Raw genomic sequence first — 25,832 nt, 5'->3', positions numbered from 1 at the left:
TCCGTAATCTTTTTCTAAGATTATAGGCGGTCTTTCGTTGTGTTGCAATCAATATCTCTCTTCTGATTCTGCCTGTCTCGCCTATAGTACAGCCGATTTCCTGGTAATCCATTCTAACAACTTTAATATATCCATTGAATATATATCGTAAATATGATAATATTATGATATATTATAAAAGGAGGATTATACATGGAATCAATTAGACCTTCATCCGATTTAAGAAATAAATATCCAGAATTATCTTCTATGGTTAAAGCAACTGGTGAGCCTATTTATATAACTGTCAATGGACATGAAGATACCGTTTTAATTGGACATGCCCAATATGGTAAAATGAAATCGGAACTCGAATTATTAAGTATGCTGGTCGAAGCACAGGATGATGTGAATAATGGACGGACTGCGCCGATACAGGAAACATTTGATAATATCAGAAAGGCCTTACTGGCAAGGAAAACACGATGAAATACGAGATTATCCGAACAGATACTGCAGATACACAGTTACAGGATATACTTTTTTATATAGCAGATGATTCAGGTGACGTGGACATTGCCCTCGCATATCTGGACAAATTAGAGCACGCCATTGGCTTATTAGCAGAGCAGCCTTATTATGGTGTGATTGCCAAACATCCATCTTTAAGGCGTATGGGGTTTCGTATGATTATTGTAGAAAACCATCTGGTATTTTATAAAATCAGAAAACGGGATTTTACTGTTATTGTATATGCTGTTGTGGATGCCCGGCGGGACTACACCAATTGGATTGTTTAATTATTATATAATGTTTAATACCATAATCTCTCAAATATGCTGATAGCTGACACCATCCGCATATTCCCTATTGTATAGATGAGGGAGTATCCCAAAGATTGTGTAAACCTCCAAACTGAGGTAAGATAGAATCACTCAGTTTGGAGGTTTTGTCTATGGCAAGAAAAAATGACACACCACAGAAAGCGGCAATGCGGGAACTCATGAGCGGTTACCTGAAACAGAATAACGCCAAAATCAAAGATGGCACAGATGTCAATGCTATTATGCGTGACATGATGAGCGTCATACTGGCGGGCACCCTCGATGAGGAAATGAATGAGGAGTTTGGCTACTCCAAGTATGATTACCGCAGCAAAGAAACGGACAACAGCAGAAACGGCCATTCCCAGAAGACCATGCACACCAGCTATGGAGATATGGGAATTGATATTCCACGGAACAGAAAAGTGGAATACGAACCCCAGATTATCAAGAAATACCAGAATACCGTCACCCAGGACATGGAAGAAAAAATACTCTCCATGTACGGCAAAGGCATGACGACCAATTATATCGAAAGCCATATGCGGGAACTGTATGATATAGACATCTCAGACAGCACAATCAGCCGGACTACGGACAAAATCCTGCCTATTGTGAAGGAATGGCAGGAAAGGCTGTTAGAGGAAGTCTGCGCTGTGGTCTTTCTGGATGCCATCCACTTCCATGTACGCAGCGACAGGCATATTGTAAAGCAGGCCGTGTATATTGCCATAGGGATTGACATGTCCGGGAAAAAGGACATCCTTGGCATGTATGTCGGCCAGAATGAAAGTGCGAAATTCTGGCTCTCTATCCTGAATGGATTGAAGAACCGGGGAGCGGAGGATATCCTGATTGCGTGTGTGGACGGGCTTTCCGCTTTTCCACAGGCCATAGAAGCCGTCTATCCCCAGACCGAAATTCATCAGTGCATTATCCACCAGATTCGCAATACAACCTGGTTTGTCTCCTATAAGGAGATTAAGCCGCTGATGGCTGATTGAAAGAAAGTGTATGCAGCGCCGACGGAGGAAACTGCGTTATCGCAGTTGAGGAACTTTGATGAAAAATGGAGTGGGTAATACCTCAAAATCGCCAAATCCTGGCGAGACAACTGGGCCAATCTATCCACTTATTTCAAGTATCTGGAAGCGGTCAGACGCCTGATTTATACGACGAATACCATAGAGGGATTTAACCGCCAGCTGCGTAAAGTGACCAAATCCAAGACCGTATTCCCATCCGATGACAGCCTATTGAAAATGCTGTATCTGGCAATGATGGATATCACGAAGAAATGGACAGGGCATCGTCAGGACTGGGGCAGATACATTCCCAGCTTGAGATATCTTTTGAAGAACGGTTATCTTGATTATAAACTGTTCTGAATGGAGGTAGCGCCGTTTAAGTGGCGCTGCTTGACATCCCCAGAATCAGCATTATTATACAAGCAAAGGGCAAGTCCCGGTAAAATAGCTTTTCCCTTTCGTAACTATTAACTTATCTTACTTTAGTTTTTTGAGTTTACACAAACTTTGAAACGGTTTCAGGGATGATATAATTCTTAATCAAATTAATCCAAAATACTTTGTGCTTCATCATTTAAGGGACATCATCACCTACATGCTTAAAGTATCAATTCCCTGCGTCGTAGACGTCATAGCCTCGTCCAGCCGCTCTGCCTCCCGGACAAAGATATGCGAAATATCAAACGTTTCCGGAACATCTGCAAGCGTACAAACACTCACACAGTAATTAATCCATGGAAATCTTTTTGTCATCTGATACACAATGGTCATTACATCAGGTTCTGACATCGGCATCAGAGTATGATATCCTGAGCCCTGGATATGTTCAAAGCCATTCTTCTTAAAAAAGTTCCTGACATCATGGTATGCATTACGCCAGTCCCCTTTTGTATAGTATATTTTCAACGCGTTTGTATCCAGGTCAAAATTTATCCCTTTCTTTTGCCCACTATTCATATACTAATTTCTCAGAAACCCTGTAAGCAGGTTTTCTTTTGCTGAACCATTATACCATATACACTCCTTTAAATTCTCAGCAAGCTCTGGTGTTTGCTTCAATGCAAAAATTGCCGCCCAAAAACGCCCGTAATCCTCCTCCCTCCCTTTATCTTCATAGACCCGGACCAACGCTCTGTCCACGCAGTTTAAGTCCTCAGACTCAAATATTTCGTCCACTTTAGCATAAAGCTGTTCCAGGATATCCTGTTCCAGCTTATCCGTATCAAAGCTCAATTTAACTTTGAACATCTTTAAGTCCTCCCTTCCCGATACTATCAATGACATTTATCATTTACGAAAACTTTATTGTTTTTAATTCTTCTTTATAGCCTACTGTTGTTCTTATATTTTATCATTCCGGGTACCCATTAGCAATATCAGCCACCAAGGCCTGTCAAACGATTTCCATTTTGATAATAGTATAGCTTCTAATCCTACTCTCGTTTACAGATTCACATCCAACATCATACCTGTCCTTAGCTGGATTTGAAGTTTGTTTTTCGATATCACACGTATCTCCCGGACAATCTGCCGTATGAAGATATTATCAAATTCGGCTCCTGAGGCCCCGCCTGTCTCACCTATGATTCGGCTGATTTCCTGGTCCAGATATTCATACTCCTCCCTTATCTTTTCCTGCTCTCGTATGTTTTCTCTCCTCTTTTTTAATTCGCTTATCTGTAATCCCAGCTTTCGCATTCGGTCGCTGTACCAGTTCTCACCACCATTTTCCCTGGCTGCCATGCCCACATAGTCCATAAGCTGGTCACGCAGTTCTTCTATGGTTTTATCAATCTCTTCCTCTGTGCACGCTCCTCCTGAAACTTTGGTTGCCCGAAGGATGTCCTCCTTTACTCCCTTTAAGAACATCTCTTCCTCCTGGTCTACTGACAGGCTGTGCAGCTTCTTCATAATGGCTTCCTGAATTGCATCTTCCTTTAATGTAGACGATTCATGGCATCGCTTCGTCCCATGTTCCAGACGGTTGATGCACCTCCAGACGATTGCCTTCTTCCCCTTCTTTGCCCAGGTTGTCCTCCGGTAATGGGCTCCGCACTCATTGCATACCATGATGCCTGTCAACGCATACTTGGAGCTATACACCCCCTGGCCCGTCTTCCCCTTCCTGGTCCCGGCTTTTCTTAAGGAAGAGCGTCTGGCAATCTCCTCCTGTATCTTGTAGTACACCGACTTCGGGATAACTGCCTCATGGTGATTCTTCACATAGTACTGCTTCTGCTGGCCTGCATTCTTCACTCTCCGTTTGGTCAGATAATCTGCCGTAAATGTTTTCTGCAGGAGCACATCTCCCATGATTTTTTCATTGGTCAGTATGTTGTAGATGGTGCCCGTACTCCATACTTTCTTACCTGTAGTGGTCTCTATCCCTGCATCCTCCAGCCTATGCTTGATTCCTTCCAGGCTGTCCCCGTCCAGGAACCACCGGGCCATATTGCGGATAACAGCGGCTTCCTCCTCCACAATACACATCTCTCCCGTTGGCGCTTTTCTGAATCCATAGCTTCTCTGTCTTGTGGATTCTCCCTTTTCAAATTTTCTCGCGTATCCCCACTTGACGTTGGTGCTGATGGCCCGGCTTTCCTCCTGTGCCTGGCTGCTCAGGATGGTCAGTATCATTTCCGTTGAATCATCCAGAGTGTTGATATTCTCCTTCTCGAAGTACACGGCCACGTTCTTTTCCTTGAGCTTCCTCACCCAGGAGATGCAGTCCACCGTATTCCTGGCAAACCGGCTGATGGATTTCGTAATAATCATGTCCACCTTCCCCTTCAGACACTGGTCCATCAGCTGATTAAAATCATCCCTGCGAAAGGTATTGGTCGCGCTGCGTCCATCATCTGCGAAGACACCGGCGAATATCCAGTTGGGGTTCTGCATGATGTGCCTGGTATAATACTCAATCTGTATGTCATAACTGGACTGCTGCTGTTCCAGCTCCGTGCTGACGCGGCAGTATGCCGCTACCCGCAGCTTCCGAATTTCCCGGGATGACTCATCTGTCGGGTTCCAGGTTGCCGGGATGACCTCTACGATTCGTTCCGCCCTTGGCACGTAATCCCTCCTTTCCATCTGCCGCCTTAGTCCGGCTCTCCCGTTTCTTCCGGCCGGTTTCTTCCAATCTGGTCTGTACTTGTGTAAACAGTTCCCGTGTCACCAGAGCAGGAAATTTCTTGTCCCCCAGATAAACAGGGTTGGTAAGGATATTGCGGATGCAGCTATGGCTCCATGCTGGCTTTCCTTTCTGGTTGGGTATGGACTGGCTCTCCAACTTGTTTGCCAGTGCTGTCAGCGACATCCCTTTCGCGTAGGTTTGGAATATCATCTGGACGATTGGACCGTATTGCTCATGGATGATTGGCACTTCCTGTCCATCCAGCCAGTATCCGAAGGGGACGCAGTAACGTATGTTTTTCGTTTTCTTATCCTTCATTTTTATTTCTGGATATTGAAGTACTATCGCATTGTTTATCAGCTCAAATCTCAGGCTTCTGTCCGGCTGAACCTCTACCCTCTTGATTATTTTAAATATGGACGAATCAATTTCTTCTGCCTGGATGGAACCATCCAATCCCCGAAGATAATCCTCTATCTTATGGGTCAAGTCTGCCAGTTTTATCTCCTGGTATCGCTTGGCAGCAATCTGAAAATAGAGTTGCTCCATCCTTTCATAGTCTTCGTTGCATCTGTTCCAGCACACACTTAATTCCGATTCCATACGCTGTCTTTCTTTGATGATTCCGGTCAGTATCTTTTTCGTTTCCTCATGGTACAGGGGCGGCTCTGTTTTCATCCGCATAAGTACTTGTAAGAACATTCCATCCAGCTGCTTCTCTGTCAAGATGGGCATCTTACAGGGGTCCTTCGTGGCCGGGTCGTAATGCCTGCATTTCCAATACCGGACTTTTCTACTGTCCTCTTTGCCACTCTGCTTATAGATGGAATATACCCCTCCGCAGCTGCTGCATATCAACCGGCCTGTATACATGGATGTTCCCTGGACGGTGCCGGATGGATGACGCTGGTTCCATAAATCCCGGGAGCGTTTTAAACACCCCTGTACCCGGTCAAACTTCTCTTCTTCAATCATTCTTGGGTACGGCTCTACTCCCAGATAGTCCTTGTTACGCAAGATTTTCCGGATAAGGGCTGGTGACCAGGACGGTTTCCCACGGGAGGATGGTACCTTCTTGTCCTTTAGCATCCCAGCTATCCTTTTGATGGATGCCCCTCCGTCATATGCATCAAAGATAAGGCGTACAGCTTCACTCTGCTCTGGATTCATTCTCATGTATCCGTCAACCAGATGGTACCCGTAGGTGATATAGTTGTTCACATAGCATCCCTCCTGTCATATGACCGGCTCATATAGGATAAGTCCGCACCGCAGATGGAAACTCAGCTCCCGTCCCTTTCCCACCGAGACTTCCCGGACCAGGAGGATGAACTGGTCACCATCGAATGCCTGCATCTTCCCATCATATCCCTGGAGCTGGTGCAGGGTGGACTGCAATCCTGTTATTATAGCACGGTGGGTGCCGTTACAATGCAGCTGTTTTTCCTCTGACCTGCATCTGTTTAGCTCTCCTTCAATCTTTCGGCTCTCCTCAAAATAAAGAGCAGAGTCGATACACTCATTTGCTTTTAACTGCCTGAGTATATGTCTCTGCTCTTTTAGTTCCAGTTTCTTTTGGTTTAACGCTGCTGATTCCTCATGGAGACCATTGGCCTCCTGTATCCTCTTTACCCCTTGTATGATTGGGCCAAATAACTCATCGGCATGTCCCGCGAGAGTATTAAAAGCATTCACAAACGTGTTTTTTATATCCTCTTCCCATATCTCATTGGTAAAGCACTGGCATGCCTCTGACCGGTGGCCCGGACATCTCCACTTGATGGACACTCTCGTTTGTTTCTGCTCCTTCTTACGGATGAAAGCTCTCCCGCATTCCCCGCATACCACCTTCCCGCTTAGGATATAGGCTCCTCCACTCTCACGCTGATTCATCCTGGTCCGGCTGCCAAGACGGTGCTCCTTTATCTGTTGTAACTTCATTTGTTCATCCCTGCTCAGGATACCTTCATGGTCATCCCTTATATAGTACTGCGGCTTCTTCCCATGGTTTTTCTCCGTCCGGAACGGCACCGTTCCAGTCGAATAGGTTTTCTGGTGAAGGCAGTCACCCACCGTTTTCTCGTTGAACAAAATCCGAAGGACCGCCTCGGAGGACCAGCGCCCGCCATAAGGTGCCGGTACTTGGTTCTGATTCAGGTATTCGGCTATCCTCATCCCGCTCACTCCATTCACGTACATGCTGGCCATCCTGCGGACCCATGCTGCCTCATCCTCCTTGACAAACAGTTCCTTCTCTTCATCCTTATCATATCCATACGGCCGCCTGCTTAACACGAATGTGCCATGCCGGAACCGGTTCACTGCTGACCAATGGACGTTTTGGGATATGTTTTCGGACTCCTGCTGTGCAACCGCACCGTATACGGTCAGGATTCCCTCGCTCTCCTCCATCAGGGTATTCAGGCGTTCCTTCTCGAAATACACACTTACCCCCAGTTCCTTCAGATGGCGGACCGTGGATAAGGTGTCCACTGTGTTCCTGGCAAACCGGGTGATTGATTTGGTTAGTATGAGGTCTATCCTTCCTTTTTCGCATTCCTCCAGCATCCGCCAGAAGTCCTCCCTCCCCCATCGGCTGGTTCCGCTTATGCCCTCGTCCGCATAAATCCCACAGAATTCCCAGTCCGGATTTTTCTGGATAAGCCCCTTATAATACTCCATCTGTGCGTCATAAGAGTGATACTGGCCATCGTCATCCGTGCTCACACGGCAGTATGCACACACACGAATGCTCCGTATCCGGTATCCTGTATGCTCTGGTATGGTCTTTGGGATGCATAATACTTCTGCCACTTGTTGTACCTCCTTTCCTCCGTTTTCAACAAGACACATTACCACACTTCCTGCACCATATCAAGTATTAGTTCTCCGAATTTCCACATTTTTATACAACATGTTGGGAACATATCCTTTGGTACTTCCGAAGGACCAAGTCATACATGACGGGGTCAATCATCCTTTGGCGCAGCAGTTCATCCAGTATCTTTTGTACTTCCCTGAATCGCAGGTATTGAAGCAGCTCCATTGTTTCCATAGTTCCTCCGGGAATACCCTATTTCCACCTCACGGATGTCTTCATGCGTATCGCTCCTTGAGCCATTATGGGAATGCTCATCCTTAACACGTTCATCCATCCTGGCCTCGTTCCATCCCACATCCATGCAGTCATCCCGGAAGAATGCCTGCATGGTCTGACATTGAAACCACCTTCTTTCCATTTCCTATTTGTGCTTCTATTCGACACTACTCCCCGAAGCTTGTCCAGAAGAATGCCCGGACAGGGCAGCCAGTCCGCCTGCCTGCAGCTGACAGGCATCATAGGAATCCCACCTCCTCCGGGTTCTCCGGGGGCCGCCCTCATTGCGTGGTCCCCGGCCAAGGGGGCTGTGACTGGACGGAAGTATCATTGTCAGCTGTCCGGGGCCATGGCGATTCAACCCTGCTTAAGATTGATTGAGAGTCAGATGTATACCGCTCTTGCCTTAAGATGTAACACACATCTATGGACAGGACCACGTCCTGCAGGCAGTCATCGCGCACCCCTCACGTCGCTTTCGTTCCTCACGACCGGACAGCCAATGTAACAGATTGGCTGGATATGAAGTTGTCAATGTACGGCGGACAGGCATACTCCCATCCTTTTTGGTCAGGCCTGTATGATTCATTTTTTCTTTTGTGGAATATAATATATCCAGTCTCCCGCTTAAGAGATGGACCGGTTATACCCCCTTCTCTCCTTCCATTCCCGTTTTTAAAAAATACCCCTCTATTATTTAAGAGCCAAAAAATAGGCCTTCTGATAACCAACAAATTTAATTTTCAGAATTTATACACAGTGCTCCCCTGAAAATCCCTATGAAAATACATAGTATTTTAGTTGAATTTATCTGTTGTTGATGGGAGATGTTTTCTTCCTTCATGTGAATCCTTCAGATAACTTCGTTGAATCAGCCTCCCCTGTACTCATACATTCCCCTCTCATTAATGGACAATTTCAATGGGTTGCCCGGGATGGACTTATGTTTTTCTTTACACACGAATGGACTAACCAGTTTCTCACCCTCATACCATCCTCTTCTAAAGAAAATATCCCCCTACCACTAGTGGTAAAAAACAGGCCTTCTGATAACCAGATTTCTTCTTACAATTTTCTTAAGATACACAATTTCAGCATACGACCAAGCTTGCAGATTACATTTCTAGAAAAAATATTCCCCTCACTATTAGTTCAGTTTCAGGCCCCTTTTGATAACCTCAAAAATTCGATTTCGTCAAAAATTCACATACAACTTTAGTTATTTTTACTCAGCTTATCACGCCTTAAATGCTTTTTATTCTTTCCATCTGTACTAAATATTCCATTGGGTACTTCTTGGCAGCCCACCATGGGCCAGAGCATAGCCCACCGGATAGACAGACTCCCCCCTTGGCGTGGCATATATTTTTTTGTACGGGTGATGCATGTATTTGTTTTTTTTCGTGTCGTTATTCCTTTCCAAACAAAAAAGCCGCCACACGATATGACGGCTATCCCACGAACATACTGTCACAAATCCCAAATCATTTTCATCAACCGTATCCCATCCTTCACCCCTTCCTCATACAGATACATCTGACACATCCCATTTCCATCCAGCATGTCATCAATACAATCCTCTATGGCATCTCTCTGCTCCATGGTGATTTCCTTCATCCAATGGTCCATGCGCTCATTCAACTTGTGGTCTGCATTTCTTTCTTCCTGTGTTTTTTCTTCCTGCCAGCGGCTTACCAGCGCTTCTACCCTAACTGCTATCATTTCCTCACACTGTTCCCTTGTAGTCTTCTTCATGGGCACTCCTCCTTCCGCCAACACCATATCGGATATCCTGGCAGAAGTCCATATCCACATGCCATAAAGATTTTGTCCCAAATACAGCAGAACCACCTACAAGGTACACCTAAGAATGTGCTATTTTGCTTGTATTTACGTAACCTCCAGCTAAAACCGACCACCTGTCAGGTGACCAAAGCTCCAAACAGGTGCACCTTCGTGGAAAAGAAAAAACGCCCGCATTGCGGGCGTTTGTGGCCGGGAGGGGCGCCTTTAGGTGCACCTCCCTTTAACCTGCACACAAATCGAACGGGGAATACGGTTTGATTTATGGATGCTAATGTGAAGTGTCAATATCGGTTTTCCTTATACAAAAGTAGAATTTTTCATATTGGGCCAATCTAGCCAGACCTATTGTAGTATGGCCCATTTCTCCATCCCTCGCCTAAAAAGCCAACACGGTGGCTTACAGCGTGTTACAAGGCATAATTTAAAGTACCTACCCCCAAAGTAATTCTCATCTGCTTATTAATTTATTAGTTTTATAAAGTTCTCTTAACTGGAGTTATTAGAAATAAACTCACTATCATTGCTTAAATATTACACATACAGGGCTTTCTGTATGTATTTCCATATCCATCATTTCAAGCTTTCCCCGTTCTGGACAAACATTGATTTCCCTTAAATTATCGGAAAGTTCATTTGCTGCTATCACAGTGTTATTTAATGGGTTCACCGCAATAAAGCGGGGCTGCTTTCCTTCTGTTTTTATGTTATCTTTAAAGGTTAACATGCCATTATCCTGATTAATCTCAAAGCAGGTAACACTATCATGTTTACGGTTTGATACAATCAGATGTCTCCCTGCCTGCTCCATCAATATGCCGCTTGCCCAGCCATCTCCGGTGTAAGTATCTGGCAAAGCAGGTACAATCTGTTTCGCCTCAAGCCGGCCATCTTCTTCATCAAACTGATAATAAGTAACTGAATAGTCTTTCTCATTCACACCGTAGCAAAATCTGTTATTTGGATGAAATACCATATGCCTGGGCTCCGCTATTTCCCGCGAGCTGACCACACATGTTTTTTCCAGTTCCCCTGTATCGCTATTGATTCGGAATACATCAACCTGACCAAAGCCATAAAGCCTTCCCTGACAGGATACAAGCAGGTAATTCTGATGAATATCCTGTAATACCTGATGTGGATGTGATACGGTCCCCTCCTCTTTTCCCGGAATCGTATAGAGCTGTTTCAACTCCTGCAGGCTTCCATCTTCGACTCGTGGAATCACAGCAACTGTCCCGGTTTGAAGGTTAGCCACAAATATCCATTGGTTTGTTTTATCAACAGACAAGTGTACCGGATTAACCCCGCCTGTAGAAACCGTATTGATATATGCTAATGTCCCATCTTCTTCAATCAAAAAGGAGCTGATTTCACTTTGATCCCCATGAACCGTATACAGGAATTTTTCTGTCCTATCCATACAAAGATATGACGGATTAATAAGGTCACCTTTTATTTGCTTTAAATTCCATTTTCCATCTTCTATCTCATAAACGCTGATTCCTTTTCCTCTTGCATTTCTTTCTTTTGTTGTCCTGCAGCCAACATATGCATATTGTTTCACTTACTGCTCCTTTCCCACTAACAAAACAGCTTAAAACCACCGATTAGTGCAAAAACAACCACGATTACAACCGCTGCAAATGATACGCCAAACAGCCTGGCGAATAAGGATTGCTGTTCCTTGTCTGTCGCATCCGTTTCCTGCGTATAGGAAGCCAGGATTAAGCTGCCTCCTGTAGAAAGCGGACTGATTCCTGCTACGGTTGCACCGCCCACAATAGCCATTATCATCTCTAACACAGTAACTGTCCCGCCTACATTACCTGCTATATCAGCAACTGTGGGTATCAGTGTTGGGAAGACCACCCCATTTGCAGAACTGAACCACGACATCAGACCAGCTGTTAAAGCAATAAGCGGTGAGGCTGTATATTGGTTCATCATGGAAGCAAGAATCCTTGAGAGTAAATCAATTCCTCCCATATCCTTTGTCACGGCCATCAGGACATTCACACCACAGATCAGGATTAAGACATTCCATGGAATCAGTTTAAAGGCTGCTTTTTCATTTACGGATTTACATAAAATAAGGATAAGTGCTAAAGCAAATGATACCAATCCAACATCATACTGAAGTCCAACCACAATGATAATCAATATAATAATCGCTGCTATCCCCAGTTTCTGCTGTTTATTAAACTTCGGAATCCCCGCGCGGTTCACCGTCACTTCTGATTTTAATCTATATCCCTTGAATACGATATAAAGTACCAGGGCACAGATAAGATTTGCCGCGCTAATCCCTATAAATACAGGCATTGCAAGACCCGAATACCCCATTTCCGCAGTAATGTCAGTGACAATGATACCCGTTAACGCTATGGGTGACGCAGTTCCTCCTACCGCCCCAAGAATAGCCATGCCTCCCATCAAAATCGGGGACGCATTCATTTGTACGGAAAGCGACACTGCAAAAATAATCATGACCGACTGTACTGATATGGCCCCCGGTCCGGCCGCAGACAGAATAAAAGATGACAGATAAATCAGAATAGGTATTAGATATGTATGTTTCCCAACTAACGCGACCATTTTCTTTGATAACAATTCCAGCGTTTTATTTTCCTGCAGCAAACAGAATAAAAACATGGTCCCTAAAAGTGTGATAAAGAGTTTTCCCGGAAAACCTGCAAATATAACATTCGCTTTAACCCCTCCAACCAAACCAAGGGCCAATGAGAGACCTAATGATACAATTCCTACATTTATTTTTTTAACAAACCCCAGCACAATTGCTGCGGTAAGTGTAACCAATGCTATTATTTGAAGCCCCATAATTATACCTCCACATATTCCGACTGACTCCCGATAAGGATATTATATTTGAGTAATTCAGAATTTTCTATACTATATATAAAATGAGTAACGGCTAAAAGGTCTGCACATCCCCCAGGACTGATATATCGTTCTATAAACACTTGATCCATGTTCTCTATTGATTCCTTCCCCTGCTCTGTAAATATCCCTCCAAGCCGCAGCGCTTCTTTTGCGCATTGTCTGGCAAACAAAGCTGTCTGCATATCATGTCTGGAGAGTATATTAGTGTCACATGTATCGGCAATCAGATGCAGCAGTGTCTGAACCAGAGCATCATTAATACAGATATCAACGCTGCGAAGTTTACTATAGATTGGCAGAATCTGAATCACAGTTGGATATCCCTGTTCCACTTCTCCTCTTACGCCTGTACATCCATATTTTAAGTACATGCGCTCACCTTTAGTCAATGTGGTCTTATGTTCCAAATCCGTATATTCACGCATACAGATGCCTTTACACATCCTGGCTGCAAGCCTGCTTAAATTGACAGCGGATAATGGCATTTTTCCGACTGCCCATCCTGCGCAGCCGCAGAGAATTCCCAAAGTAAAAATCATGCCTTTATGGGTATTAACCCCATTTGTAAATGCAAACATTCTATGTTCTGCTTTTACACCTACGCAGCGAAGTGACTGAAGCAGACTTTCTATGGGTTCATTTCTATACTCCCAACCCAGCCTTGCAAAAATGTCAAATGTATCATGAAGGGCGGCAGCGGAAGACATGAACGTAAAATAATCCATATCCTTATGTGCGCCAGCATTATTCCTGTCCACAAGACCTGGTTTGGGAGTCGCTGAAACCTCAAACAGAATTCCTTCCATTGCCAGCGAAGATATTTTGTTGAGGATGATTTCCATTACATCTTCCATAAAAATACCGCCTTTCCTTCATGAATATTTAAAATTTAATCACTCCAAGTATTGTAGAGATGATTAAAACTGCGATGCTGGCTGGCCATACCAGCCGGAGAGAATATTTAATATGGTCACCAATCGAGACATCCGTAAGACCGAGCCCAACATAAACTGCCGCAACAGAGGGACTTACCGGTGTTCCAAACGTTGCCGTTAAAAGAAATGTGGCCGCAACGATTTCTGGGGCTACACCAAATGGTTCCACCACACCTATGATAATCGGCAACAGCGCATAATAAAATGCATCCGTTCCCAATATCATCATAAGAGGGACTGCAAAAAGCGCCATAATCCAGTGCATGTGCGGGGACAGGCCTGCCGGAAGGACATTTACAATCGTGGTTGCCATAGCTTCCACCATTCCGGAGCCGCTAATCACTCCCATAAAAATGCCTACCGAAAATAATGTCATACACATTACCATTGCATTGGTACCATAATGTTTGATTTTATGATTCTGGTCCTTCACATTTGGGAAATTTACTACAAGTGCAACAGCAAAAGCAAGCATAAATACGGAATACAACGGCAATGGCTGATCGATAAACAACACCACCAGCATAGTCAGCGTAAGGATAAGATTGAAATAGTAAATTCCTTTCTTTACCTTCTTTCCTTCTGTTTCTGCTTCATTCACTGCTCCTGTTGCATTTGATTCAATCACAGCAGTCCCGGCGCCCCTCTTTTTTTCAATTTTGGAAACTATGTATGCAATCACAAAAGCCATAAGCGCAATTGCTATGACTCCCGGCCCGATAAAAGCATATAAATCGCCTGCTTCTATACCTGCTACTGACGCTGCACGCATGGTAGGCCCACCCCACGGAACAATGTTCATTGTTGCATAGGCGCCACACATGGAGCCTAAAAGGGCCTGGGGCCTGATGCCGACTTTTTTACAAATTGGAAGGAATGCCGGTACTACAATTAAAAAGGTTGTAGCACCGGAACCGTCTAAATGAGCAACAAAAGTTGTTAACACAATTGCCAGAAAAATTGTTGTTAAGCCCTTCCCGGTACGTTTAATTAAAAAGTTAATAATAGGGTCGAATAACCCTGCGTCTGACATCAACGTAAAATATGAAATTGAAAAAATAAATAAAATCGCTGTACTAAGCATGGTTGCCATTCCATCTTTAATGAACCCCGCTATGGCTTCCATATTACAGCCGGCAACAACTGCCGCAATAAGCGGAAGAAGAATAAATGCCACTGGCGGGGATAATTTTTCCCTGATTAGTACATACATCAGTACTAACATCAAAATAAAACCAATCACAGCTAACTGCATTCAAGAACCTCCCATATACATTACTTTATTATGAACTTTTGTACGTATGATTGTTAGTCTAATTGTAATGGCTTGATTTTTTTAACAACATCCAGGATTGTACCATCCCTGGATTCCACAATCGCCACCACCTTGTCCTCCCATTCCAGATGATCCGGCGTACCCACAAGGCTATATGCTTTATCTTTAAGCTCTTCTATTGTAACATGGATAATCCCCGCCCGTTCCAGGCAATCAATTAAATCCTGACGCAGCGGATTGACCGCAATGCCATAGTCAGTTACCAATACATCCACGCAGTCGCCCGGTGTCGTAACGGTCACCACTTCATCGCACACAGTGGCCATACGCCCTCTTGTCAGCGGCGTGACGATAATGCAGCATTTGCTTCCTGCCGCGGTATCGGGATGTCCGCCTGGCGCGCCGCGAAGTACCCCATCTGAACCAGTGATGACATTTACATTGAACTTTGTATCTATCTCCAGTGCTGCTAGCACAACAAAATCCAGCTTATTAACATATGCACCTTTATTGGCGGGATTTGCATATTCGCTCAAATCTGTTTCGTGGTGGTTTGGATTCTGTGTGATATGGGCAATTGCGCCCATATCAAAATCCTGTGTATCGCAAATGTGTTTTACCAATCCTTTATCCATCAGCTGACATACCGAACTACTGGTTCCACCCAACGCAAAGCTCATGGTAATTCCCTTTCCAAGCATATGTTCTTCCAGGAACCGGTTAACCGCCAGGGATGGGCCTCCAACTCCTGTCTGGAAAGAGAACCCGTCCTTAAAATACGGTGTCGCGGCAATTACCTTTGCAGCATTTTCTGCCATCATAAGTTCTCTTGGATTATCTGTAATCCTCGCCTCTTTTGTTGAGATTTTTGTTGCATCACCGATATCATCCACTATACATACACAATCTACGTCTATGGCAGAGATGGATGACGGTAAATTAGGGAAGTCAACCAGCGTATCTGTGATGATGACCGTGTGGTCTGCATAATGGGAATCATGGATACCAAAGCCCATTGATCCAAAGTTGTTTTTACCGCCTGTGCCGCTTGCATTTCCACAACAATCGGAAGAGGCTGCTGCCAGAAAAGCAATATCAATATGTACCTCTCCTGCCTCTACCGCGCGGGGTCTCCCTCCATGGCTTCTGATGATGGCAGGACTGGCAAGCCTTCCAGCCGAAATGACCTCGCCAATCCTTCCCCTTACACCTGAAGTCTGAACTCCGATTACCTTTCCCTGCTCAATGTAATCCGCAATAACGTCCTGGGCAGTTCCCAGGGAGGTAGATGCAACTGTTATGTCTTTAAGACCCATTTCTTCAACTAATACTCTTGCCACCATACTTGCGACGTAATCGCCGTCCCGCAGTTCCGTGTGGAAAGAAAATGTCATTCCATCATGAGCTCCGCATTTTTCGCATGCTTCGCGAATTGATTGACAGATTTTGCTTTCCTCCGGCTTCACCTTTCGACATGACTTTGGCGAATCCTTTTTGATATATTTCCCGTCCATATAATACTTACCCTGGTAAACCTCCTTGCCATTTACCAAAAGTTCATCCGGTATTTCCCTATTCACTGCATTCTTCATTTTTCCATCCCCTTTCTTATAAATCGCCGTGATAGACGCCGCAGGCTTTCGCAAGCGCAATGACTCTTCTTGCATCCTCAAAAAATGGAATATCAACCATTTTGCCATCTACCGTATAAACACCGACTCCTGAATCAGCCTGTTCGTTAAAGGAGCGGACCAGCTTCTCCGCATAAGCAATTTCTTTGGGTGTTGGGGCAAAGGTATCATGGACAAACTTAATCTGTTTGGGATTAACAATACTCTTACCGTCAAACCCCATCTTCCTGTTTTGGATAACTTCCGCCTTGAAGCCCTCCATGTCGTCAATATTGGGGAACATCGTATCAAAACACTGCACACCTGCCGCACGGGCCGCAAGCAGCATCTGGCCTCTGGCAGCCAGCATTTCAATTCCACCTTCTTCAATACGCACATGCATGCTCTTTCTAAAATCGCCTCCAGAAATTGCACAACCAAACATCCTTTCCGATGCTGTTACGATTTCATAAGCATTCATGATTCCTTTTGGGCTTTCAAGGGCTGCCATAAGAAGTGTTCTCCCTATCTCAACTCCAAATTCTTTCTCCGCTGCAACCACCTGATCTTCAACATCACGGACATCCTGTGCGCTCTCACATTTAGCAATACGGATACCATCCGCCCCGCCGGCCACTACGCAGCGTATGTCTTCTTTCCAGTGCGGCGTGTCCAGACCATTAATCCGTACAATCACTTCCGTATCACCGTAATCAATATTTCTAAGCGCCTGATATAAGGAAAACCTTGCCGCGTCTTTCTGATTCTCCGCCACCGCATCCTCAAGGTCTAGGATAATGCTGTCCGTACCATAAATATAGGCATCCTTAATCAACCCCGGTTTCTGGGCATTCATAAACATCATTGTCCTGCGAAGTCTGTTCTTTTCCGGTTTTTTACGTTTAATCATCTTACCGCACCTCCCCATGGAATATCTTTTTCAGAAGCGCCATTGCTTCTTAATACCGCGCATTCCACACGTGCCTTCAGCGTACATTCCAACGCACCCTTATCAACTACCGCAACCTTACCGCTCTTAACACCAAGTTCCTCCAATGTCTTAATAACGGTTGCTTTAATCTGGCGTCCGTATTGGTTCATGACACTGCTTTCAATTGACAGCTCAATTCCTGCGGCTGATGGTTCTACCGTGATTTGTGCATCGCTGGATTCTAAGGTTCCAGCAATTGCTGTTTTCTGAATTTCCATGCTCATTCTCCTTTAATATTTTGTTCTGCTACACTGCGTTTATCAGATAATTACATTAAACACCTTTTTATAGTAAATGTAAAAGTCACTTTTTTCTGTATATTCCATTCCATTTTAGAATGATTATTTTATTTACATTTTTATTTCATGATGTATAATAGTTCTTATAAAATCAAACAAAAACGGATGATATTCTAATTGACACATCCAAATATATACATTCCAAACATTAATTATAATTTCTTTATTTCATACTTATTTGGAATAAATCAGCTATATATTTTCACCAAAAACGCATATTGATTTTTGTGCATATTCCACAAAGTCAGGAGGAACCCCCTATGGATGAAAGGGATTTTGAACTACTTACAGCCTTAGATAAAACAAAAAACATTACACATGCAGCCGACCTTTTATATGTTACACAGTCTTCTCTCTCCAAACGTATTAATGCCATTGAGCAGGAGCTGGACATCAAACTCCTAATCCGTTCCAGACAGGGCATCCACTTTACCCCGGAAGGTGAGATTGTCCTGCATTATGCCCAAACAGCCGCCGCACAGATGGAGGAAATGCGTACAGCTTTGAATACCAAACGTCCTTACGTCTGTGGCACGCTGAATGCCGGTATATCAATCAATTATGCTCTTTACCGCTTTCCTGATATCCTCGCAACGTACCGGAACAGATATCCCCATGTAAATACCCACATCGTTACTGACCATAGCAGAAAATTATATCTTCAGATTCTAGATGGGGAGCTGGATGTGGCAATCATAAGGGGAGAATATCCATGGAAAGGCAGCAGACTATTATTAGACAGGGAAAATATATATGTAATATCGTCCCCTGCTTATAAAGGGTTGCCACTCAGCGAAATCCCATATATTGGCCATAAAACCGATTCTGTATTTGAACGGGAACTTGCGCAATGGATTCACGAAAATAACATTCAAGTGAATCAGGCAAAGGGAATTATCGTAGACAGTATAGGAACCTGTGTTGAAATGGTAAACCGTGGACTTGGCTGGGCAATCGTCCCGGAAATATGTCTGAGAGATTTTCATGGTAATATGAAACCGCTATTCTTTGCAAACGGCGAGCCCTTTGTCCGCTCCACTTATCTTATGTATTCAGACAGCGCGCTGTCGCTTGCACAAGTGGAAGCGTTCATTAACATATTCAAGGAATTAAAAGAGGAGGATTCAAATGTCAGTCTATAATATTTCCAAGATATACCCTTCCGACCAAAGAAGTCATCATTTAATTGACAGGCTTCTGGCTGATGAGGGAATCCGCCGGGATATAAATCTTGATTACACCTGCGGCATTTTTGACGATGATATGAATATCATAGCCACTGGAAGCTGTTTTAATAATACGCTCCGCTGTTTGGCCGTCAGCAGCGCCCACCAAGGAGAAGGCCTGATGAATCAGGTTGTCACGCATCTGATGGAGGAGCAGTTTTCCAGAGGAAACGCACATATCTTCCTCTACACAAAATGTAACTCCGCTAAATTCTTCCGGGATTTAGGTTTTTATGAAACTGTAAGAATTGAAAATCAGCTTGTATTTATGGAAAATAAAAAAAACGGATTTTCATCTTATCTTTCAAGCTTAGAAAAAACAAGAAAAAGCGGGGAAAAGGTTGCCGCCCTTGTCATGAACGCCAACCCCTTTACGCTGGGCCATCAATATCTGGCAGAAACAGCAAGTCTCGAAAATGATATTGTCCATCTGTTTATGGTAAGCGAAGATGCAAGCCTGGTACCTTTTAATATAAGAAAAGATTTAATCATGAAAGGTACGGCGCACCTGCATAATATTATTTATCATGAAAGCGGCCCGTATATCATCAGTAATGCAACGTTTCCCAGTTACTTTCAAAAAGACGAAAATACTGTAATTGAAAGTCATGCCATGCTTGATTTAACCGTCTTTTGCCGTATTGCAGAAGTACTTGGAATAACACGCAGATATGTAGGGGAGGAGCCTGACAGCGTCGTTACCAGAATATATAACGGCATCATGAAGCAGAAACTGCCCGAAGGTGGAATCGACTGCATCATTGTCCCCCGAAAAGAATGGAAAGGGAATCCAATCAGTGCTTCAACTGTCAGGAAAGCAATTCAAAACCATGACTTTACCCGCTTGAAGGAGCTGGTTCCATTTTCCACATATGAATATTTTTCCAGTGACAAAGCTGCCCCTGTAATTAGTAAGATAAAAGCAAGTAATAATGTGATTCATTACTAAAAACAAAATGAAAAGAGGATGAATAAATGCTGTCAGGAATTTATGTAACCATTACAGATATGATGGAACGGCGCGAGAAACGGGCGGGCGGGCAACAGCTGCTTATTGAAAAATATCATGCTCCTGTTATTTCGTTCTGCATGAATATTCCTGGTCCCGTAAAAACCACACCTGAAATCCGTAGATTATTCCATGATGGGAAAATGGAAATATTGAACGCCCTTAGCACGGATTCCTGTCCTATTTTAGAAGAATGGGAAATCCACGAAAAAACTGGTGATGAATACATACTATGTGTAGCAGGACCCCCAGTAACACTTAAAAAAATAATGAGTGGGATTGAAGAATCCCACCCACTTGGCCGCTTATTCGATATTGATGTAATAGATACGAACGGTGAAAAGTTATCAAGGCCTGTCTATCGTAAATGCCTTATCTGTAATAAGCAGGCACAGGACTGTGCCCGTTCCAGAGCTCATACCGTAGAAGAAATGCAGAACAGGATTGAACAGCTACTGGAACAATATAGATAATTGGATAACGTTCACCTTTTGGAGGGCTGCCTTTCTCTTATCCCCTTTGAAAAGATGTATGTAGATTCCCTCCTTAACCTTATGAAAAATTAAGAGTTGATATATCGAATCAAAATTTTTTATACTTATTGTTTTTATAATCAGACTATTCTTTATGTTCTTTTTACTTTCGTACCTCTTGTGTGTTAAAACCAATAAAATACCCCGGAAAAGTCATCTTCCGGGGCTTGGCATCTATTTCTCACGCCCTGAAAAACACCCATTTTCAGGTCGCAAATCCACTCAATTTTTCCTCAAAAACCACTATATCTTGTGGTTTCATCCGTCATCTCTCTTCAAAACCACAATTCGGCATCCAAACTACCGCAGCTTAATGCCTATGCATCGAAAACGCACCCATCGGATACTTCTTCAGATTCTCCAGCACATGTCTCTCTTCTGCAGAACCAATCAGCTGGTCTCTGGCCTTCTTGGCCTCCACCTCGGTTTTATGCCGGCTGGGACCGCCCACGCAGCCGCCTACGCATGCCATTCCTTCCACAAAATCCTCTGGAAGTTTTCCAACCTTCATGAGCAGCAGTGCCTTCTTGCATTCTGCGGCCCCGTTGCAGCGGGCTACCTTGATATCTGTGCTCTCCTCCATCTCCTTCAGGCACTCCAGTACGGCTGCTGTGACACCGCCGCCGTTTCCAAAACGCTTTCCAAACACAGAACTTTCCTGATAGTCATTCTCAGCCGGCTGAAGCTCCACTCCTTTGGCGCGCATCATGGCCCTTATCTCACCGAAGGTCATTGCATAGTCTGCATTACCCTTTACATTCAAATCCAGGCTCTCGCTCTTCTTGGCAATGCAGGGACCGATAAAGACAGTGACCGTATCCGGATTCTCGCTCTTTATCATTCTGGAGACTGCACACATAGGGGACACCGTAGTGGACATATTCTCCAGCAATGTGGGAAAATGCTGTTTAATCATGTTCACAAAGGCAGGACAGCAGGAGGTTGTCATTTTCTTCCCCTCCTTATGGGCCTGGGCCCATTCCTCTGCCTCGTAGGCAGCTGTCATGTCTCCGCCCAATCCCACTTCTATCATATCTGCAAATCCCAGCTGCTTTAATGCAATTTTCCAGCTGGCCATAGTAATGTCAGAACCAAACTGTCCCTCTGTGGCAGGCGCCACCATGGCAACCACCCGTTTTCCTGCCTTAATCAGACGAATCACATCCACCATGAAGGTCTTGGAACCAATGGCTCCGAATGGGCAGCTATGGATACAAGCTCCGCACTGGATACATTTTTTCTCATCAATCACACAGATGCCGTACTCATCATATGTAATGGCATCCACCGGACAAATTTTCTTACACGGACGCTCCAGATGGGCAATCGCGTTATAGGGACAGGCCTGTGAACATTTACCGCATTCCTTACATTTGCTGGGCTCGATATAAGCGCGCTCACGCCCCATGCTGATGGCTCCGAAATTACAGGAATTCTGACAGGCCTTTCCCATACACTTACGGCAGTTGTCAGTCACTATGTAGGATGCAATGGGACATTCCTCGCAGGCCGCATTGATGACCTGGACCACATTGGATGTGTCCTTCCCGGTAGGACATTTTCCTTCTGCCAGGCGTACCCTCTGCCGGATGATTTCCCTCTCCTTATAGATACAGCAGCGGTACGTCGCCTGAGGCCCCGGTATCATGGAATATGGAATCTTCTCCCGCTTCTCGTCCAGATTCCCTTCCCATGCAGCCTTAGCCACCTCGTAAAGTACATCGTGTTTCAAACGCAGGATTGTCGCATCATTGGTTACCATTTTTTTCTCCTCCTCGTTATGAGCACTTGGAGACCGTCCTTTGGTCCCCTACGTGCGATACATATCACTGGCACTTAGCGAGGTCCCTTTCTAGCTTAGTGCAGTGGTTCGTTATGAGCACTTGGAGACCGTCCTTTGGTCTCCTGCGTGCGATACATATCACCGGCCCGTGCCATATATGTCTGCTCTATTATCACAATTCGAGTTTGTTAAAATTATATCAACACTAGAAATCTACTATATTTACTCTAAAAATGCAAGTATTAAATGGAGTACAAAACTAGTAATACGTAACCATCACTGTCTTTCCCATCTCCTCAATCACATGCCTCAGCTGCTCCACCAGATTCTGACGGATGCCCAGGTCAAAGGGAAGTCCCGGATTCTGGTATGCACTGTTGATGGCCTTGCCCACATACAGGTGGACCTCCGTGCAGTCTTCTATGAGTACCTTGGCCACCATGGAGCCTCCATTGGGCTTATCCAGCTCCTGGAAAAATTCTTCGGATACAGTCTCATTTTTCACATATCTGCGAAGCAGCTGAAGCACCCGGTTAAGGGTAAGGACACCCTCCGTAACCAAATCCACGCCATCCATGTACGCGATGGGCGGTATCTCCGGGTCCACATAATCCAACGATACATCCAGCTTTTTCCCCAGCACCCTGGACACAATGGTTGCACTGGTTCCGCCGCATACAATGGTCCTGGCATTGGGGTCATCCATGAAGTCATGGACCATGCGCATATCGTCTTCCGGATTTCTGGCCGGTCCTGTCATCAGATGGACAGGCTTGCTGTCAATAATCCGCATACACGCCACCGTGGTGTCATCCCCCGGCCGGAACTGGTACAGCTCGTCACAGGCCCTGCTGATGGATGCAGCCAGACGCATGGCTGACACGGTCAGAGGATACTGTCTCACTGCATAATCAGCTATATCCTGCCACAGCCATCCGAAATTCAACAATTCTCCCACACCTGCATGGATGGTGCCGTCGCTCATGAGAATCAGGGCATCGCCTTTTTTGACTTTGAATCTGTATTCATTGATTTCCTTGCCCTGGATAACCCGTACATTCTTGGGTATCTCCATGAGCTTTCCATCCCGTATGAATATACAGCCGGGATTATCATACTCCACCAGATATGCATCCCCATTATGGTATACCTGCAGAATACTAAAGGTGGAATAGGCCACCTGTCTTACCTGGCAGATGGGCAGGGTCTCGCTGATAGTATCCACACATTCCTCCAGGGTAGCCCCGTTGAGGAACATGGTTCCCAGTATCTTGGAGGTCAGCGTGGACAGGATATTGGCCTTGACCCCGCTTCCCATGCCGTCCGCCAGAATCATTATATTGGAATCCTCGGTCTGCAGGAGTTCTACCTTGTCCCCGCACAGGATTTCGGTGTATTTGTTCAGGCTTTTATATGCAACATCCACTGTAATTCCCATTATCTACCTCCGTTGCCGCCTGGTTTCTTTAAATCCGCATTGCTCAGATGGACATACCCGGTCTTTCCGCCGCCCGGATTTGCGCTGCCGATATGGACATATCCCGTAGAAGGCTTCTTCTGCTCCCCTCCATCATCAGCCGGATTTCCGGCTGTCATGACTCCCTTTAAGGGCACGGCTCCGCTTCCCAGCTGTACGCCCGGTATCTCCCGGTCCAGTTCTCCCCCGGCATACACGGCATCGCTGCCGTCCTCCAGCAGGGAATGGCACAGCTTGGTCAGAGTGGTCTTTGTCTCAGCTGTTGTCTCGCCTAAAAGACCGGCTATCTCCTGGGCCACCATCATCTGCTTATGTATGACCTTCTGGGCCAAATCAATGGTTTCCAGCTTTTTCTCATACTCCTCCTTGGCCAGCTCCTCCTCTCGGGTTATGTCTATGAAGGTGGCCAGAACAGCATTTTCCTTCTCTATGTACACAATGTTCTGCAGGGTGGAAAGATTATACTCCGGATAATTCACCCGCTTGCCGTGGATATTCTGATGTGTATCAAATACCCACTGGAAATTCACCGGGTCGATGAGCTCATACAGGTACATCTGCAATGCCTGTGAACGGGTTCTGCCAAAATATTTCTCGCCCACATCCGAGTACTCCATGATGCGCATGTCTTCTCCCACAATCAGTACAATGTTAGGCGAGGTCTCCATTACCAGGTTGGCCATGGATTCTGCCTTTTCATGCATAAAGGGGATGCACATGCTCACTTCCGCCTTGTGCTGGAATACGGCAATGGCTTTTTCCCGGCAGGTAGGATATCCGCAGGCGCCGCAGTTCAGTTCGTCCTCCGGCTTTAACTTGTTGGTCATGCGCAGGATTTCCCGTATCTGTTCCTCCGTAGGCTGGGGGTCTCTGGGCGAATGGTCCTCAAACCGTTTCCTGAAATTCACATTTTCCCACACCGGCTCCATCTGCCTTTCCTCAGCCGGCTCCCTGCTGATGCTTTCCTCCATGTCCAGCTTTACCTTGAATCTGGATATGAACTCGTCATCTACCGTAGGCCCTTTGATACAGCCGCCGGAACACATATTCATCTCTATAAAACAGCCCTTGATTTCACCGCGGGACATGCTCCTGCACAAATCAATACAGTTATCCTCTCCGTGAACATAAAACTTCCGGTATCCGTCCCCCTTTTCCTCGGTGGCCAGCACGGAATTTACCACGCCGTTGGTCACGGGATACAGGCGGTTCACCTTTGGGTCAAATGCTGTAAATGGCCGGTCCTCACAGTCCTCAATTACGATGTCCTCTTCCTCCAGCCATTTGTTTATGTCATTGAAATTTAATACAGCGTCAATATAGCCCTCATGCCGCAGGTCCATGGCTTCCTTTTTCTTGGCAATGCACGGTCCCAGGAACACGACCTTCACATCACGTCCCAGTTCTTCCTTCAGCAGCTTTCCATGGGCAATCATGGGCGACACCACCGGGGCCAGGTAAGGTATGAGCTGTGGATAGTAGATTTCCACCAGGTCGTTGGCGCTTGGACAGCATGTGGTGATGATATTCTCCATCTTGTGCTCTGCCAGGAGCTTCGTATATTCGGCGGTCACAAAAGCAGCCCCCTCGGAAGTCTCCCTTACATCCTCGAATCCCAGGCGCAGCAGAGCTCCCCGCACCTGACCGATTGTCTTGTATTTCAATAACCCCATATAGGACGGTGCAATGGACACCACTACCCGCATGCCTTCGCGCAAAAATCCGCGGACCATATTCAGGTCGCTCTTAAGGGTTTTTGCTGACTGGGGGCATATTTTCAGACAATGGCCGCACAGGATGCACTTGTCCGGCATGATGACTGCCCTCTCATCCTTGACCTGGATGGCCTTTACCCCGCAGTAACGGACGCATTTATAGCAGTGTTTGCACTTTGTGGCTTTGAAATCGATGATTTCCATGCCCAT

The 25,832-nt window shown here is 45.3% G+C and carries 22 protein-coding genes and 1 pseudogene; 6 read left to right on the top strand and 17 right to left on the bottom strand.

From position 1 onward, the window contains the following. Window positions 1–192: 192 nt before the first annotated feature. The 3 genes and pseudogenes from I2H39_RS17365 (at window position 193) to I2H39_RS17355 (ending at window position 2,175) form a co-directional block, all read left to right on the top strand. On the top strand, window positions 193–468 hold the full coding sequence (locus I2H39_RS17365) for a type II toxin-antitoxin system prevent-host-death family antitoxin (RefSeq protein ID WP_195627111.1): 276 nt from the start codon (window positions 193–195) through the stop codon (window positions 466–468). Next, the gene (locus I2H39_RS17360; protein ID WP_195627110.1) at window positions 465–779 is read left to right on the top strand and encodes a type II toxin-antitoxin system RelE/ParE family toxin; all 315 of its coding nucleotides are present in this window, start codon (window positions 465–467) and stop codon (window positions 777–779) included. The genes I2H39_RS17365 and I2H39_RS17360 overlap by 4 nt, the downstream gene beginning before the upstream one ends. Window positions 780–934: 155 nt before the next feature. Beyond that, window positions 935–2,175 (top strand): annotated as a pseudogene (locus I2H39_RS17355) (IS256 family transposase). Between the two features lie 247 nt (window positions 2,176–2,422). On the opposite strand, the gene I2H39_RS29265 reads toward I2H39_RS17355, so the two are convergent. The 14 genes from I2H39_RS29265 to citD all read right to left on the bottom strand — a co-directional run bounded on the left by I2H39_RS29265 (window position 2,423) and on the right by citD (window position 17,798). Then, a complete protein-coding gene (locus tag I2H39_RS29265; RefSeq protein WP_243281818.1) occupies window positions 2,423–2,584 on the bottom strand; it encodes a hypothetical protein in 162 nt (53 codons plus the stop codon). 207 nt (window positions 2,585–2,791) lie between these two features. Beyond that, the gene (locus I2H39_RS17345; RefSeq protein ID WP_195627108.1) at window positions 2,792–3,079 is read right to left on the bottom strand and encodes a hypothetical protein; all 288 of its coding nucleotides are present in this window, start codon (window positions 3,077–3,079) and stop codon (window positions 2,792–2,794) included. A 195-nt stretch (window positions 3,080–3,274) separates the two neighbouring features. Beyond that, window positions 3,275–4,921, bottom strand: coding sequence for a recombinase family protein (locus tag I2H39_RS17340; RefSeq protein ID WP_207746855.1), 1,647 nt, complete (start codon window positions 4,919–4,921; stop codon window positions 3,275–3,277). After that, window positions 4,845–6,185, bottom strand: a complete 1,341-nt coding sequence (locus tag I2H39_RS17335) for a recombinase family protein (RefSeq protein ID WP_195627106.1) — start codon at window positions 6,183–6,185, stop codon at window positions 4,845–4,847. The genes I2H39_RS17340 and I2H39_RS17335 overlap by 77 nt, the downstream gene beginning before the upstream one ends. A 15-nt stretch (window positions 6,186–6,200) precedes the next feature. Beyond that, window positions 6,201–7,778 (bottom strand): recombinase family protein, encoded by a 1,578-nt coding sequence (locus I2H39_RS17330; RefSeq protein ID WP_227147556.1) that lies wholly within the window; start codon window positions 7,776–7,778, stop codon window positions 6,201–6,203. A gap of 179 nt (window positions 7,779–7,957) precedes the next feature. Further along, window positions 7,958–8,203: a hypothetical protein gene (locus I2H39_RS17325; protein ID WP_195627104.1), complete on the bottom strand. Its 246-nt coding sequence runs from the start codon at window positions 8,201–8,203 to the stop codon at window positions 7,958–7,960. Between the two features lie 1,328 nt (window positions 8,204–9,531). Beyond that, window positions 9,532–9,816 (bottom strand): hypothetical protein, encoded by a 285-nt coding sequence (locus I2H39_RS17320; protein ID WP_195627103.1) that lies wholly within the window; start codon window positions 9,814–9,816, stop codon window positions 9,532–9,534. 568 nt (window positions 9,817–10,384) lie between these two features. After that, window positions 10,385–11,431, bottom strand: coding sequence for a lactonase family protein (locus I2H39_RS17315; protein ID WP_156703749.1), 1,047 nt, complete (start codon window positions 11,429–11,431; stop codon window positions 10,385–10,387). 17 nt (window positions 11,432–11,448) lie between these two features. Continuing rightward, the gene (locus I2H39_RS17310; RefSeq protein ID WP_165640830.1) at window positions 11,449–12,705 is read right to left on the bottom strand and encodes an SLC13 family permease; all 1,257 of its coding nucleotides are present in this window, start codon (window positions 12,703–12,705) and stop codon (window positions 11,449–11,451) included. A 2-nt stretch (window positions 12,706–12,707) separates the two neighbouring features. After that, entirely contained in the window at window positions 12,708–13,622 is a 915-nt protein-coding gene (citG, locus tag I2H39_RS17305; protein WP_207746853.1) for a triphosphoribosyl-dephospho-CoA synthase CitG, read from the bottom strand. 28 nt (window positions 13,623–13,650) lie between these two features. Further along, window positions 13,651–14,958: a citrate:proton symporter gene (locus I2H39_RS17300; RefSeq protein ID WP_165640828.1), complete on the bottom strand. Its 1,308-nt coding sequence runs from the start codon at window positions 14,956–14,958 to the stop codon at window positions 13,651–13,653. 53 nt (window positions 14,959–15,011) lie between these two features. Further along, window positions 15,012–16,571: a citrate lyase subunit alpha gene (gene citF / locus I2H39_RS17295; RefSeq protein WP_165640827.1), complete on the bottom strand. Its 1,560-nt coding sequence runs from the start codon at window positions 16,569–16,571 to the stop codon at window positions 15,012–15,014. 16 nt (window positions 16,572–16,587) lie between these two features. After that, window positions 16,588–17,499 (bottom strand): aldolase/citrate lyase family protein, encoded by a 912-nt coding sequence (locus I2H39_RS17290; protein WP_156703744.1) that lies wholly within the window; start codon window positions 17,497–17,499, stop codon window positions 16,588–16,590. Then, a complete protein-coding gene (gene citD / locus I2H39_RS17285) occupies window positions 17,496–17,798 on the bottom strand; it encodes a citrate lyase acyl carrier protein (RefSeq protein WP_156703742.1) in 303 nt (100 codons plus the stop codon). Before citD ends, I2H39_RS17290 begins: the two co-directional genes overlap by 4 nt. 341 nt (window positions 17,799–18,139) lie before the next feature. Between citD and I2H39_RS17280 the strand changes: the two genes are divergently transcribed. Genes I2H39_RS17280 through citX form a run of 3 tightly spaced genes read left to right on the top strand, consistent with a single transcriptional unit; the run spans window position 18,140 to window position 20,587 of the window. Then, a complete protein-coding gene (locus I2H39_RS17280) occupies window positions 18,140–19,021 on the top strand; it encodes a LysR family transcriptional regulator (RefSeq protein WP_165640826.1) in 882 nt (293 codons plus the stop codon). Next, window positions 19,008–20,054, top strand: coding sequence for a [citrate (pro-3S)-lyase] ligase (citC, locus tag I2H39_RS17275; RefSeq protein WP_195627102.1), 1,047 nt, complete (start codon window positions 19,008–19,010; stop codon window positions 20,052–20,054). Before I2H39_RS17280 ends, citC begins: the two co-directional genes overlap by 14 nt. A gap of 26 nt (window positions 20,055–20,080) precedes the next feature. Then, complete coding sequence (citX, locus tag I2H39_RS17270) at window positions 20,081–20,587, top strand: citrate lyase holo-[acyl-carrier protein] synthase (protein ID WP_202048797.1); 507 nt, start codon at window positions 20,081–20,083, stop codon at window positions 20,585–20,587. A gap of 370 nt (window positions 20,588–20,957) precedes the next feature. Here the strand turns inward: citX and I2H39_RS17265 are convergent, their stop codons facing one another. From I2H39_RS17265 to I2H39_RS17255, 3 genes are all read right to left on the bottom strand, one after another. Beyond that, the gene (locus I2H39_RS17265) at window positions 20,958–22,409 is read right to left on the bottom strand and encodes a 4Fe-4S dicluster domain-containing protein (protein WP_195627101.1); all 1,452 of its coding nucleotides are present in this window, start codon (window positions 22,407–22,409) and stop codon (window positions 20,958–20,960) included. Between the two features lie 280 nt (window positions 22,410–22,689). Then, window positions 22,690–23,868: a SpoIIE family protein phosphatase gene (locus I2H39_RS17260; RefSeq protein WP_138311816.1), complete on the bottom strand. Its 1,179-nt coding sequence runs from the start codon at window positions 23,866–23,868 to the stop codon at window positions 22,690–22,692. Then, window positions 23,868–25,832, bottom strand: coding sequence for a [Fe-Fe] hydrogenase large subunit C-terminal domain-containing protein (locus I2H39_RS17255; RefSeq protein ID WP_138311815.1), 1,965 nt, complete (start codon window positions 25,830–25,832; stop codon window positions 23,868–23,870). The genes I2H39_RS17260 and I2H39_RS17255 overlap by 1 nt, the downstream gene beginning before the upstream one ends.

This window comes from Clostridium sp. 1001283B150225_161107_B6 (assembly GCF_015556325.1).
In the GTDB taxonomy this organism is placed as follows: Bacteria; Bacillota; Clostridia; order Lachnospirales; family Lachnospiraceae; genus Enterocloster.
This window is presented reverse-complemented; position numbering and strand designations above follow the sequence as displayed.

What these genes read in the sequence shown, in the direction of transcription:
- I2H39_RS17320 (WP_195627103.1), bottom strand. Translation starts at nt 9,816, where the DNA reads ATGAAGAAGACTACAAGGGAACAGTGTGAGGAAATGATAGCAGTTAGG.
- I2H39_RS29265 (WP_243281818.1), bottom strand. Translation starts at nt 2,584, where the DNA reads ATGACAAAAAGATTTCCATGGATTAATTACTGTGTGAGTGTTTGTACG.
- I2H39_RS17345 (WP_195627108.1), bottom strand. Translation starts at nt 3,079, where the DNA reads ATGTTCAAAGTTAAATTGAGCTTTGATACGGATAAGCTGGAACAGGAT.
- citF (WP_165640827.1), bottom strand. Translation starts at nt 16,571, where the DNA reads ATGAAGAATGCAGTGAATAGGGAAATACCGGATGAACTTTTGGTAAAT.
- citX (WP_202048797.1), top strand. Translation starts at nt 20,081, where the DNA reads ATGCTGTCAGGAATTTATGTAACCATTACAGATATGATGGAACGGCGC.
- citD (WP_156703742.1), bottom strand. Translation starts at nt 17,798, where the DNA reads ATGGAAATTCAGAAAACAGCAATTGCTGGAACCTTAGAATCCAGCGAT.
- citG (WP_207746853.1), bottom strand. Translation starts at nt 13,622, where the DNA reads ATGGAAGATGTAATGGAAATCATCCTCAACAAAATATCTTCGCTGGCA.
- I2H39_RS17340 (WP_207746855.1), bottom strand. Translation starts at nt 4,921, where the DNA reads ATGGAAAGGAGGGATTACGTGCCAAGGGCGGAACGAATCGTAGAGGTC.
- I2H39_RS17260 (WP_138311816.1), bottom strand. Translation starts at nt 23,868, where the DNA reads ATGGGAATTACAGTGGATGTTGCATATAAAAGCCTGAACAAATACACC.
- citC (WP_195627102.1), top strand. Translation starts at nt 19,008, where the DNA reads ATGTCAGTCTATAATATTTCCAAGATATACCCTTCCGACCAAAGAAGT.
- I2H39_RS17280 (WP_165640826.1), top strand. Translation starts at nt 18,140, where the DNA reads ATGGATGAAAGGGATTTTGAACTACTTACAGCCTTAGATAAAACAAAA.
- I2H39_RS17255 (WP_138311815.1), bottom strand. Translation starts at nt 25,832, where the DNA reads ATGGGCATGGAAATCATCGATTTCAAAGCCACAAAGTGCAAACACTGC.
- I2H39_RS17265 (WP_195627101.1), bottom strand. Translation starts at nt 22,409, where the DNA reads ATGGTAACCAATGATGCGACAATCCTGCGTTTGAAACACGATGTACTT.
- I2H39_RS17300 (WP_165640828.1), bottom strand. Translation starts at nt 14,958, where the DNA reads ATGCAGTTAGCTGTGATTGGTTTTATTTTGATGTTAGTACTGATGTAT.
- I2H39_RS17325 (WP_195627104.1), bottom strand. Translation starts at nt 8,203, where the DNA reads ATGGAAAGAAGGTGGTTTCAATGTCAGACCATGCAGGCATTCTTCCGG.
- I2H39_RS17290 (WP_156703744.1), bottom strand. Translation starts at nt 17,499, where the DNA reads ATGATTAAACGTAAAAAACCGGAAAAGAACAGACTTCGCAGGACAATG.
- I2H39_RS17365 (WP_195627111.1), top strand. Translation starts at nt 193, where the DNA reads ATGGAATCAATTAGACCTTCATCCGATTTAAGAAATAAATATCCAGAA.
- I2H39_RS17360 (WP_195627110.1), top strand. Translation starts at nt 465, where the DNA reads ATGAAATACGAGATTATCCGAACAGATACTGCAGATACACAGTTACAG.
- I2H39_RS17310 (WP_165640830.1), bottom strand. Translation starts at nt 12,705, where the DNA reads ATGGGGCTTCAAATAATAGCATTGGTTACACTTACCGCAGCAATTGTG.